Here is an 11,080-nt window from a genome sequence, read left to right as displayed (position 1 = left end):
GGGATACGACGAGCAGGCCCGGCCCCGGCCGCTCGGCGCCCCTCGGCGCTCGCGCACCGCTGCCGCCGCCGTGTGCCTCGTCCTCGGCCTCGGACTCATCGGCGGCGCCGTCACCGGCAGCTGGCTGGCCGGCGAGCCCGAGGGCGGCGCCCGCGAGACCTACGAAGCCGCCGGCGACCTGTGGCACAGCGTTCCCGTCGACCAGCTCTTCCCGCCCACCGTGGACGGCCGGGGCGCCGGACCCGGCGGAGCCGACCGCACCTGGACCCGCGTCGCCGTCGCCCCCGACAGCGGCTGCCGGGGCGCCTTCGACCCCCTGCTCCGCAAGGTTCTGGACCCCGTGGGCTGCGGGCGCCTGCTGCGCGCCACCTACACGGACGCCACCCAGAGCCACGTCACCACCGTCGGCCTGCTGTTCACCGACGCGGACGCCGCCGCCATGACCACCCTCGCCGGCCGCTTCCGCAAGGACGGCCTCGACCGCCGCACCGACCTGATGCCGCTCCCGTACGCCGCGCCGGACACCCCCGCCGCGCACTTCGGCGCCGAGCAGCGCGCCTCCTGGGAGATCTCCGTCCTCACCGACGCCCCCGTCGTCGTCTACGCCGTCTCCGGCTGGGCCGACGGCCGCACCGTCGACGCACCGCTGCCCGCCGAGGAGGCCATGAAGACCGGCACCACCGCGGCCCCCGCCCAGGCCGGCCTCGGCCACGAGGCGCGCGGCCTCGCCGACCGCGTCGAACGAGGCCTGCGCAAGACCGTCGGCAGGGCCACGGAGCAGCCCTCATGACCCACCCGATCTCCCGCCGGGGCAGACTCCTCGGCACGCTCCTCGCCGCGGCCGTCGCCCTGGTCCCCGGCACCGCGCACGCCGACGGCATACGCGCCAAGCAGTGGGCCCTGGACGCCATGCACACCCAGGAGGCCTGGCGGACCACCAAGGGCGAGGGGGTCACCGTCGCCGTCCTGGACACCGGCGTCGACGCCGACCACCCCGACCTGCGGGGCAACGTCCTCACCGGCAAGGACATGGTCGGCTTCGGCGCGCGCCGGGGCGACCGCGCCTGGGCCCGGCACGGCACCGCGATGGCCGGCATCGTCGCGGGCCACGGACACGGCAGCGGCAACGGTGACGGCGTCATGGGCGTCGCGCCCGAGGCCAAGATCCTCCCCGTCCGCGTGATCCTGGAGGACGGCGACCCGTCCCGCGCCAAGGCCCGCAAGACCCGCGGCAACGCCCTCGCCGAGGGCATCCGCTGGGCCGCCGACCACGGCGCCGACGTCATCAACCTCTCCCTCGGCGACGACTCCGCCTCCGCGCACCCCGAACCCGCCGAGGACGAGGCCATCCAGTACGCCCTGAAGAAGGGCGTGGTCGTCGTCGCCTCCGCGGGCAACGGCGGCGAGAAGGGCGACCACATCTCCTACCCGGCCGCCTACCCGGGCGTGATCGCCGTGACCGCCGTGGACCGCTACGGCACCCGCGCCTCCTTCTCCACCCGCCGCGGGTACGCCACGGTCAGCGCGCCCGGCGTCGACGTCGTCATCGCCGACCCCGACCGCAAGTACTACGAGGGCTGGGGCACCAGCGCCGCCGCCGCGTTCGTCTCCGGCGCCGCCGCCCTGGTCACGTCGGCCCACCCGGACCTGACCCCGGCGCAGGTCAAGGACCTCCTGGAGGCAACCGCGCGCAACGCCCCCGTCGGCGGACGCGACGACTCGCGCGGCTTCGGCTTCGTCGACCCGGCCGCCGCGATCGAGGCCGCCGACGGCATGAAGGGGAAGGGACTGCGTTCGGCGGCGTACGGCGAGGAGTACTTCGGCCCCGGGCCGGACACCGCCGCGGCGGCCGACGGCACCGCCGGCTGGGCGGCCCCGCTCGCGGGCAGCGCCGGCGGCGTGCTGCTGGTCATGGCGGTGGTGATGTGGCGCGCCCGCCGCGCCCCCTCCGCCTGGCGGCCCTAGCCCCGTACGGCGCCGGCCGGTGCCCCCGATAGGGTCGGTGACCGTGGCGAACAAGAACATCCCCGACCCCGGCTTCTCCGACGACGACGGCTCCGCCGACCCCCGGCTGAGCGCGGCGCTCGCCGCCTGGGCCGAGGACCGCACCGCCGTGGCACCGGTCCTGGCGGCGCTCAAGGGCGCCCGGCTGCTCGTGCCCGTCGTGGCCGTGCTCGGCGAGGTCGAGGAGGACGAGAACGGGCTGCGCCGCGAGAAGACCAGCGACATGGCCGTCCCCACCCTCAGGGCGGCCGGCCGCACCGCCCTTCCCGCCTTCACCTCCACCGACTCGCTGGCCCGCTGGGACCCGGCGGCCCGCCCCGTCGCCGTCCCCCTGCACCAGGCGCTGCGGGCCGCCGCGCACGAGAAGGCCGACACCGTCGTGCTGGACCTGGCCGGTCCGGTGCCGTTCGAACTGACCGGCCCGGCCCTGCTGGCGCTGGCGGAGGGCCGCACGAGCGCCGATCCGCTCGCCGACCCGGCCGTCCTCGAAGCCGTCCGCAGGGCCGTGGCCGCCGAGCCCGCCGTGCTGCGCGCCCACCTCGGACCCGGACGGGCCGACGGCACCCTCGCCCTCGTCCTGGACGCCTCCGCGCCGCCCGCCGAGGCCGCCCGCGCCGTCGCCGAGCGCCTGGCCGCCGACGAAACGCTGAGGGCCCGCCTGGTGCGCGGCCTCGACCTGGCGCTGCTGCCGGCCGGGGCCACGCCACCGGGCGAGCCCTTGTACGTACGGTGATCCGCTAGCCGTAGACCGGCCCCGTGTACTTCTCGCCCGGACCCTGGCCCGGCTCGTCCGGGACGAGCGACGCCTCGCGGAACGCCAGCTGCAGCGACTTCAGACCGTCGCGCAGCGGCGCCGCGTGGAAGGAGCTGATCTCGGTCGCGCTCGCGTCCAGCAGACCGGCCAGCGCGTGGACCAGCTTGCGGGCCTCGTCCAGGTCCTTGTGGGTGTCGCCCTCCTCGGTCAGACCGAGCTTCACGGCGGCGGCGCTCATCAGGTTGACGGCGACCGTCACGATCACCTCGACCGCCGGGACCTCGGCGATGTCGCGGGTCATGGCGTCGAAGTCGGGCGTCTCAGGAGGGGTCTCACTCATGCCGGACACGATAGGCGCACGGCGACGGACCGGCGCACGCAGTCTCGGTTAGCCCTCACCCCGGGGAGCTGCTAACCTTGAGTAAGGACCGGTCGGACACGTACGCCCCTGGCGACGGGCCCGGCCCACAAGTGGAGGCTTTCGAACTCCCACCCGACCGTCCCCAGGGACGGCGGGTCACCGGTCAGGCGGCCCCGCCCCTCCGTGGCGGCGGTCGACCCGAAAGTGTGCCCCGCGATCATCGCGGCGGCGCTCCGGTAGTTCGAGGAGCCCCGCCTGTGACCGTCCGGGGCATTTTTGTTGCCCCGGCGCGGTTGAGTCTGCCAAACACAGACGTTACGCGGCTGTCCGCCAGACCGTCGCGTGGTGCTACCGAGGAGGATCCATCAGCGCCGAGCCCCGCATCAACGACCGGATTCGCGTTCCCGAGGTGCGACTTGTCGGTCCCAGTGGCGAGCAGGTGGGCATCGTCCCCCTGGCCAAGGCACTGGAGCTTGCGCAGGAGTACGACCTGGACCTGGTCGAGGTCGCGGCGAACGCCCGTCCGCCCGTGTGCAAGCTCATGGACTACGGGAAGTTCAAGTACGAGTCGGCCATGAAGGCCCGTGAGGCGCGCAAGAACCAGGCGCACACGGTCATCAAGGAGATGAAGCTCCGGCCGAAGATCGACCCGCACGACTACGACACCAAGAAGGGTCACGTCGTCCGGTTCCTCAAGCAGGGCGACAAGGTCAAGATCACGATCATGTTCCGTGGTCGCGAGCAGTCCCGGCCCGAGCTGGGCTACCGGCTGCTGCAGCGTCTCGCGGAGGACGTCCAGGACCTCGGGTTCGTCGAGTCGAACCCGAAGCAGGACGGCCGAAACATGATCATGGTTCTCGGTCCGCACAAGAAGAAGACCGAAGCGATGGCCGAGGCCCGCCAGGCGCAGGAAGCCCGCAAGGCGGAAGCGAAGGCCAACCCCGGCAAGTCGCAGAACGCCGCGGAGACCGACGCGTCGGCCGACGAACAGGTCGACGAGCCCGCCGAGGCGTGACCCCGGGGACGCCAGTCCCAGGGCAGTAACCGATACAAGCGACGCTCCACCGTGCCCGGTTTCACGACCGGGCACCGGAGCGCCACCGACGAGGAGAGAACGGCGCTATGCCGAAGAACAAGTCGCACAGCGGTGCCAGCAAGCGCTTCAAGGTCACCGGCTCCGGCAAGGTGCTCCGGGAGCGCGCCGGCAAGCGCCACCTGCTCGAGCACAAGTCGTCCCGTCTGACGCGGCGCCTCACCGGTAACGCCGAGATGGCCCCGGGCGACGCCAAGAAGATCAAGAAGCTTCTCGGCAAGTGACGCTGCGGCGCCCGAGCGCCGTTCGTCTGGACCGGGACCCAATCGATTTCGGGCCGCGTGAGGACCACCGCGGCCCCGCTACAAGGAGTTAACAAGTGGCACGCGTCAAGCGGGCAGTCAACGCTCACAAGAAGCGCCGGGCGATCCTCGAGCAGGCCTCCGGCTACCGCGGTCAGCGCTCGCGCCTGTACCGCAAGGCCAAGGAGCAGGTCACCCACTCGCTGGTCTACAACTACAACGACCGCAAGAAGCGCAAGGGCGACTTCCGTCAGCTGTGGATCCAGCGCATCAACGCCGCCGCCCGCGCCAACGGCATGACCTACAACCGCTTCATCCAGGGGCTGAAGGCCGCCAACGTCGAGGTCGACCGCAAGATCCTCGCCGAGCTCGCCGTGAACGACGCGAACGCGTTCGCCGCGCTCGTCGAGGTCGCGCAGAAGGCCCTGCCGAGCGACGTCAACGCGCCGAAGGCCGCGTGACGCTGCACCGGCTGTGAGCCGAGTGACCGAGGACCCGCAGGCTTCAAGCCTGCGGGTCCTTCGGTTGCCGTCCGCTCCCGCTCGTTGCCGTCCGCTCCTGCTCGTTCTCGGCTGCGGGCGCGCCGTGGCCGGTCGCGCAGTTCCCCGCGCCCCCGAAGGGGCGCTGTCGCACCCGGCGTCCCGCTACTGGTGAAGGTGAAGAATCGCATGCGTCCTGCCGCCCCCGAGTTGATCTCTCCCCGGTCTCCGCGGGTCGTCGCCGCCCGGCGGCTGGCGAAGCGGAACTTCCGGGGCAAGGAGCGGCTGTTCCTGGCCGAGGGGCCGCAGGCCGTGCGGGAGGCCGCCGGGCACCGGGTCGACGGTGCGCCCACCCTCGTCGAGCTGTTCGTGACGCCGGAGGCCGCCGACCGGTACGCCGACATCGTGGGGGACGCCCGCGCCGCCGGCGCCCGCGTGCACCTCGCCGCCGAGCAGGTCGTCGCCGACATCTCCACGACCGTCACCCCGCAGGGGCTGGTCGGGATCTGCCGGTTCCTGGACACGCCGTTCGAGGACATCCTCAAGGCCCGCCCCCGCCTCGTCGCCGTCCTCGCCCACGTCCGCGACCCGGGCAACGCCGGCACCGTGCTGCGGTGCGCCGACGCCGCCGGTGCCGAGGCCGTCGTCCTCACCGACGCCTCCGTCGACCTGTACAACCCCAAGGCCGTCCGCGCCTCCGTCGGCTCCCACTTCCACCTGCCCGTCGCCGTCGGCGTCCCCGTCGAGGAGGCCGTCGGGCGGCTCAGGGACGCCGGTGTGCGCGTCCTCGCCGCCGACGGGGCCGGTGACCGCGATCTGGACGACGAGCTCGACAAGGGCACCATGGGCGGCCCGACCGCCTGGCTGTTCGGCAACGAGGCCTGGGGCCTGCCCGAGGAGACCCGGGCGCTCACGGACGCCGTGGTGCGCGTCCCGATCCACGGCAGGGCCGAGAGCCTGAACCTCGCGACCGCCGCCGCCGTATGTCTGTACGCGTCCGCGCGTGCGCAGCGCGCCTCCGGAGGGTGCCGCTCCGTCACCGAGAGCTAGTAGGGTGACCAGCTCAGGGGCACCTCCCATGCCGTCTGAGAGGTGGGATACGGGGATGAGCGTCGGCACGAGCAGCGCACCGGGGGCCCGAAAGGCGCGGCGGCGCCCGCCCGCGCCCCGGGCCGGTGATCTCGCCGAGCTCGGCATCGATCCCGACGAGCTGCCCGACGGTCTCGTCGTCGCCGACGAGCACGGCCGGGTGATCTGCTGCAACGCCGCCGCCGCACGCATCGCGGCCGTCCGCGCCGCCGACGTCCTCGGCCTGCCGCTGGAGCAGGCCCTGCCGCTCGAGGACCTGGAGGGCCGGCGCTGGTGGCAGCTCACCGACCCCTACGGCGGCCTCACCATCCGCACCCGCCAGCCCGAGCGGAACCTCTTACTGCCCGGCGGCCGCGAAGTCCTCGTCACCGCCCGCTACGTCCGCGGCGAGCCCACCGGCCCCGTCCACCGCGTCGTCGTCACCCTGCGCGACACCGAGGCCCGCCGCCGCACCGAGCGCAGCCACGCGGAGCTGATCGCCACCGTCGCCCACGAGCTGCGCTCGCCGCTCACCTCCGTCAAGGGCTTCACCGCCACGCTGCTCGCCAAGTGGGAGCGGTTCACGGACGACCAGAAACGGCTGATGCTGGAGACCGTCGACGCCGACGCCGACCGCGTCACCCGGCTCATCGCCGAACTGCTCGACATCTCCCGCATCGACTCCGGACGCCTGGAGCTGCGCCGCCAGCCCGTCGACATCGGCGCCGCCGTCGGCCGCCACATCCAGGCGTACGTCGCCGCCGGCCTGCCCGCCGACCGGTTCCTGCTCCGCCTCGAACAGCCGCTGCCCGGCCTGTGGGCCGACCCCGACAAGATCGACCAGGTGCTCAGCAACCTCCTGGAAAATGCCGTGCGGCACGGCGAGGGAACCGTCACGATTGACATCACGGCCACGGCGTCCCCCCGCGAGGGCGAGGACACCGGTACGTCGGTCACGGTGAGCGACGAGGGGCCCGGCATCCCGGAGGAGTCCATGAACCGCGTCTTCACCCGCTTCTGGCGGGGCAGCAAGCGCGGCGGCACGGGCCTCGGGCTCTACATCGTCAAGGGCATCGTCGAGGCCCACGGCGGCACCATCACGGTCGGCCGCGCTCCCGGCGGCGGCGCCGAGTTCCGATTTACGTTGCCCGTGGCGGCACCGGCGTACCTCACCTGAGACGGCCGGGAGCCCCACGGGCGCATTCGTCTACCTCCACCCCGTTAGACTCGGCCTTTGGCACCTTTGCGTCCCGAAGTCGGTGACGATCCGCCCATCGGATCAGTGACGGGGACCTCCAGCCAGCCAATCGGAAGCACGGGAAGAGATGTCGGCACCGAATAAGTCGTACGACCCTGTCGAGGTCGAGGCGTTGAAACCGGAAGAGATCGAGCGCATGCGGGACGAGGCGCTCGCCGCCTTCGCCGCCGCGGACTCCCTCGACGCGCTCCAGGAGGCGAAGGTCGCCCACACCGGGGGCACCTCCCCGCTGGCCCTCGCCAACCGCGAGATCGGCGCCCTGCCCCCGCACGCCAAGGCCGACGCCGGCAAGCGCGTCGGGCAGGCCCGCGGCGCCGTCAACAAGGCCCTCGCCGCCCGTCAGGCCGAGCTGGAGGCCGAGCGCGACGCCCGTGTGCTGGTCGAGGAGGCCGTGGACGTCACGCTGCCCCACGACCGCGTGCCGACCGGTGCCCGCCACCCGCTGACCACGCTGTCGGAGCGCATCGAGGACATCTTCGTAGCCATGGGCTACGAGGTCGCCGAGGGCCCGCAGGTCGAGGCCGAGTGGTTCAACTTCGACGCCCTGAACATCGGCCCGGACCACCCGGCGCGCGGCGAGCACGACACGTTCTTCGTGCAGGGCCCCCGGGGCGGCACCGAGTCCGGCGTCGTGCTGCGCACCCACACCTCGCCCGTGCAGATCCGCTCCCTGCTGGACCGGGAGCTGCCGGTCTACGTGATCTGCCCCGGCCGCGTGTACCGCACCGACGAGCTGGACGCCACGCACACGCCCGTCTTCCACCAGGTCGAGCTGCTCGCCGTGGACGAGGGCCTGACCATGGCCGACCTCAAGGGCACCCTTGACCACATGGTCCAGTCGCTGTTCGGCGAGGGCATGAAGACCCGGCTGCGGCCGAACTTCTTCCCCTTCACCGAGCCGAGCGCCGAGATGGACATGCTCTGCTACGTCTGCAAGGGCGACTCCGTCGGCAACCCCGACCGGCCCTGCCGCACCTGCTCCAGCGAGGGCTGGATCGAGCTCGGCGGCTGCGGCATGGTCAACCCGCGGGTGCTCATCGCCTGCGGCGTCGACCCGGAGAAGTACAGCGGCTTCGCCTTCGGGTTCGGCATCGAGCGAATGCTGATGTTCCGCCACAACGTCGAGGACATGCGAGACATGGTCGAGGGTGACGTCCGGTTCACCCGGCCGTTCGGGATGGAGATCTGATGCGGGTCCCGCTTTCTTGGCTGCGGGAGTACGTCGACCTGCCGGCGACCGAAACCGGCCGTGACGTCCAGGCCAAGCTCATTTCCGCAGGCCTCGAGGTCGAGACCGTCGAGCAGCTCGGCGCCGACCTCAAGGGCCCGCTGGTCGTCGGCCAGGTGCTGACCATCGAGGAGCTGGAGGGCTTCAAGAAGCCGATCCGGTTCTGCACCGTCGACGTCGGCCCGGCCAACGGCACGGGCGAGCCGCAGGAGATCGTCTGCGGCGCCCGCAACTTCTCCGTCGGCGACAAGGTCGTCGTGGTCCTCCCGGGGGCCGTGCTGCCCGGCGGTTTCGCGATCGCCGCGCGCAAGACCTACGGCAAGGTCTCGCACGGCATGATCTGCTCCAGCGACGAGCTCGGCATGGGCGACGACGGCACCGAGGGCATCATCGTGCTGCCGCCCGAGACCGAGGTCGGCAAGGACGCCATCGAGCTGCTGGAACTGGTCGACGAGGTCCTCGACATCGCCGTCACGCCCGACCGCGGCTACTGCCTGTCGATGCGCGGCGTCGCCCGCGAGACCGCCACCGCCTACGGCCTGCCGCTGCGCGACCCGGCGCTCCTCGACGTCCCCGGCCCGAACGCCTTCGGCTACCCCGTGCGGGTTGCCGACCCGTCCGGCTGCGACCGCTTCACCGCCCGCACGGTGACCAGCCTGAGCCCCGAGGCGCGTTCCCCGATCTGGCTGCAGCGCCGTCTGCAGAAGGTCGGCATGCGCCCGATCTCGCTGGCCGTCGACGTCCCGAACTACGTGATGATGGAGCTGGGCCAGCCCCTGCACGCCTACGACCGCACCCGGGTCCAGGGCACCATCGGGGTGCGCCGCGCCGAGCCGGGCGAGAAGCTCACCACCCTCGACGGCGTCGAGCGCACGCTGGACGCCGAGGACCTGGTCATCACCGACGACCGCGGCCCGATCGGGCTCGCCGGCGTCATGGGCGGTGCCAACACGGAGATCGCCGACCACGACGCAGGCGAGGACGGGACGAACGCCTCGACCGACGTGGTGATCGAGGCCGCGCACTTCGACGCCGTCTCCGTCGCGCGCACGGCCCGCCGCCACAAGCTGTCCTCCGAGGCGTCCCGCCGCTTCGAGCGTGGCGTCGACCCGCAGGCCGCCGCCGCTGCCGCGCAGCGCGCCGTCGACCTGCTGGTGCTGCTCGCGGGCGGCACCGCCGAGGCCGGCGTCACCGAGGTCATCGCGCCGACCGCGCCGCGCACCATCACCATCCCGGCCGACCACCCGGACAAGGTCGCGGGAGTCCCGTACGGCCGCGAGACCGTCGTGCGCCGCCTCCAGGAGGTCGGCTGCGACGTCTACGGGCAGGACGAGCTGATCGTCACCGTGCCGTCCTGGCGGCCCGACCTCACCGACCCGAACGACCTCGCCGAAGAGGTCATCCGGCTGGAGGGCTACGAGAACCTGCCGTCCACGCTGCCCAGGCCGCCGGCCGGCCGCGGCCTGACGTACCGTCAGCGGCTGCACCGCCGGATCGGCCGGGCCCTGGCCGGGGCGGGTTACGTCGAGGCGCCGAACTACCCGTTCGTCAGCGAGCAGGTCTTCGACCAGCTCGGCCTGGCCGCCGACGACCCGGCCCGCCGCGTCGTCAAGCTGGTCAACCCGCTCAGCGACGAGGAGCCCGCGCTGCGCACCTCGCTGCTGCCGGGTCTGCTCGGGGCGCTGCGCCGCAACGACGGCCGGGGCTCGCACGACCTGGCGCTGTTCGAGACGGGCCTGGTGTTCGAGCCGGCCGAGGAGCAGCGGGTCGCCGCCGTCCTGCCCGTCGACCGGCGTCCCACCGACGCGGAGATCGCCGAACTGGACGCCGCGCTGCCGCACCAGCCGCGCCACGTCGCCGTCGTCCTCGCCGGCGCCCGTGAGCAGGCCGGCTGGTGGGGCAAGGGCCGCCCGGCCGACTGGGCCGACGCCGTCGAGGCCGCCCGGACCGTCGCCCGCGAGGCCGGCGCCGAACTGGTGCTGCGCAAGGGCCAGTACGGGCCGTGGCACCCGGGCCGGTGCGCCGAGCTGGTGATCACCGTCGACGGCGCCGAGCGCGTCATCGGCCACGCCGGCGAGCTGCACCCGCGCGTGCTCAAGACGCTGGGTCTGCCGGAGCGCAGCTGCGCGATGGAGCTCGACCTGGACGCCCTGGAGCAGGCCGGCGACGGCACGCCGCAGGCGCCGGGCATCTCCACCTTCCCGGTCGCCACGCAGGACGTCGCCCTCGTCGTCGACAAGCCGGTGCCGGCCGCCGAGGTCGAGGCCGCGCTGCGCGACGGCGCCGGTGAACTGCTGGAGTCCATCCGGCTGTTCGACGTCTACGAGAACGAGGACCAGCTCGGCGACGGGAAGAAGTCGCTGGCCTACGCGCTGCGCTTCCGCGCTGCGGACCGGACGCTGACGGTCGACGAGGCGTCGGCCGCCCGGGACGCGGCGGTCGCCCTCGCGGGTGAGCGCGTGGGAGCCGTACTGCGCGGCTGAGCGTCGCGGGGGACCGCGCCGGTACCGGGCACGGGTCGTTCGTGTCCGGCCGGGCGGTCCCTCGCACCCTTTTCCGGGCGTTCCCGGCGTCACCTCACTCATATGAGTGA

At 73.1% G+C, this 11,080-nt stretch carries 11 protein-coding genes; 10 read left to right on the top strand and 1 reads right to left on the bottom strand.

The genetic code is table 11. The features are described 5' to 3' along the window. The 3 genes from QC282_RS17100 to QC282_RS17090 all read left to right on the top strand — a co-directional run. The coding region (locus QC282_RS17100) for a hypothetical protein (RefSeq protein WP_279550286.1) at positions 1-790 on the top strand (790 nt) is incomplete at its 5' end. Further along, positions 787-1,965 carry a type VII secretion-associated serine protease mycosin gene (mycP, locus tag QC282_RS17095; RefSeq protein ID WP_279550285.1) on the top strand — a complete coding sequence of 393 codons (1,179 nt, stop codon included), beginning with the start codon at positions 787-789 and terminating at the stop codon, positions 1,963-1,965. The genes QC282_RS17100 and mycP, both read left to right, overlap by 4 nt. Positions 1,966-2,008: 43 nt before the next feature. Further along, positions 2,009-2,737 carry an SseB family protein gene (locus tag QC282_RS17090; RefSeq protein ID WP_279550284.1) on the top strand — a complete coding sequence of 243 codons (729 nt, stop codon included), beginning with the start codon at positions 2,009-2,011 and terminating at the stop codon, positions 2,735-2,737. A gap of 4 nt (positions 2,738-2,741) precedes the next feature. Here the strand turns inward: QC282_RS17090 and QC282_RS17085 are convergent, their stop codons facing one another. Next, positions 2,742-3,098 carry a DUF1844 domain-containing protein gene (locus QC282_RS17085; protein WP_279550283.1) on the bottom strand — a complete coding sequence of 119 codons (357 nt, stop codon included), beginning with the start codon at positions 3,096-3,098 and terminating at the stop codon, positions 2,742-2,744. A gap of 385 nt (positions 3,099-3,483) precedes the next feature. On the opposite strand from QC282_RS17085, the gene infC reads away from it, so the two are divergent. The 7 genes from infC (at position 3,484) to pheT (ending at position 10,970) form a co-directional block, all read left to right on the top strand. Continuing rightward, positions 3,484-4,134: a translation initiation factor IF-3 gene (gene infC / locus QC282_RS17080; RefSeq protein WP_279550294.1), complete on the top strand. Its 651-nt coding sequence runs from the start codon at positions 3,484-3,486 to the stop codon at positions 4,132-4,134. A gap of 107 nt (positions 4,135-4,241) precedes the next feature. Continuing rightward, positions 4,242-4,436, top strand: a complete 195-nt coding sequence (rpmI, locus tag QC282_RS17075; protein ID WP_007829094.1) for a 50S ribosomal protein L35 — start codon at positions 4,242-4,244, stop codon at positions 4,434-4,436. Between the two features lie 95 nt (positions 4,437-4,531). After that, on the top strand, positions 4,532-4,915 hold the full coding sequence (gene rplT, locus QC282_RS17070; protein ID WP_030381833.1) for a 50S ribosomal protein L20: 384 nt from the start codon (positions 4,532-4,534) through the stop codon (positions 4,913-4,915). 207 nt (positions 4,916-5,122) lie between these two features. Then, entirely contained in the window at positions 5,123-5,983 is an 861-nt protein-coding gene (locus QC282_RS17065) for an RNA methyltransferase (protein WP_279550282.1), read from the top strand. Between the two features lie 55 nt (positions 5,984-6,038). Beyond that, entirely contained in the window at positions 6,039-7,178 is a 1,140-nt protein-coding gene (locus QC282_RS17060; RefSeq protein WP_279550281.1) for an ATP-binding protein, read from the top strand. 148 nt (positions 7,179-7,326) lie between these two features. Further along, complete coding sequence (pheS, locus tag QC282_RS17055) at positions 7,327-8,448, top strand: phenylalanine--tRNA ligase subunit alpha (RefSeq protein WP_279550280.1); 1,122 nt, start codon at positions 7,327-7,329, stop codon at positions 8,446-8,448. Next, positions 8,448-10,970 (top strand): phenylalanine--tRNA ligase subunit beta, encoded by a 2,523-nt coding sequence (gene pheT / locus QC282_RS17050; protein ID WP_279550279.1) that lies wholly within the window; start codon positions 8,448-8,450, stop codon positions 10,968-10,970. The genes pheS and pheT overlap by 1 nt, the downstream gene beginning before the upstream one ends. The last annotated feature ends 110 nt before the right edge of the window (positions 10,971-11,080 follow it).

This window comes from Streptomyces sp. DH24 (assembly GCF_029813775.1).
In the GTDB taxonomy this organism is placed as follows: domain Bacteria; phylum Actinomycetota; class Actinomycetes; order Streptomycetales; family Streptomycetaceae; genus Streptomyces.
Note: the sequence above shows the minus strand (reverse complement) of the source record. Positions and strands in the feature narration are given on the sequence as shown.

Excerpts from the sequence above, each read along its gene's own strand:
- mycP (WP_279550285.1), top strand. The coding sequence starts at position 787 with ATGACCCACCCGATCTCCCGCCGGGGCAGACTCCTCGGCACGCTCCTC.
- QC282_RS17085 (WP_279550283.1), bottom strand. The coding sequence starts at position 3,098 with ATGAGTGAGACCCCTCCTGAGACGCCCGACTTCGACGCCATGACCCGC.
- rpmI (WP_007829094.1), top strand. The coding sequence starts at position 4,242 with ATGCCGAAGAACAAGTCGCACAGCGGTGCCAGCAAGCGCTTCAAGGTC.
- QC282_RS17065 (WP_279550282.1), top strand. The coding sequence starts at position 5,123 with ATGCGTCCTGCCGCCCCCGAGTTGATCTCTCCCCGGTCTCCGCGGGTC.
- QC282_RS17060 (WP_279550281.1), top strand. The coding sequence starts at position 6,039 with ATGAGCGTCGGCACGAGCAGCGCACCGGGGGCCCGAAAGGCGCGGCGG.
- pheS (WP_279550280.1), top strand. The coding sequence starts at position 7,327 with ATGTCGGCACCGAATAAGTCGTACGACCCTGTCGAGGTCGAGGCGTTG.
- pheT (WP_279550279.1), top strand. The coding sequence starts at position 8,448 with ATGCGGGTCCCGCTTTCTTGGCTGCGGGAGTACGTCGACCTGCCGGCG.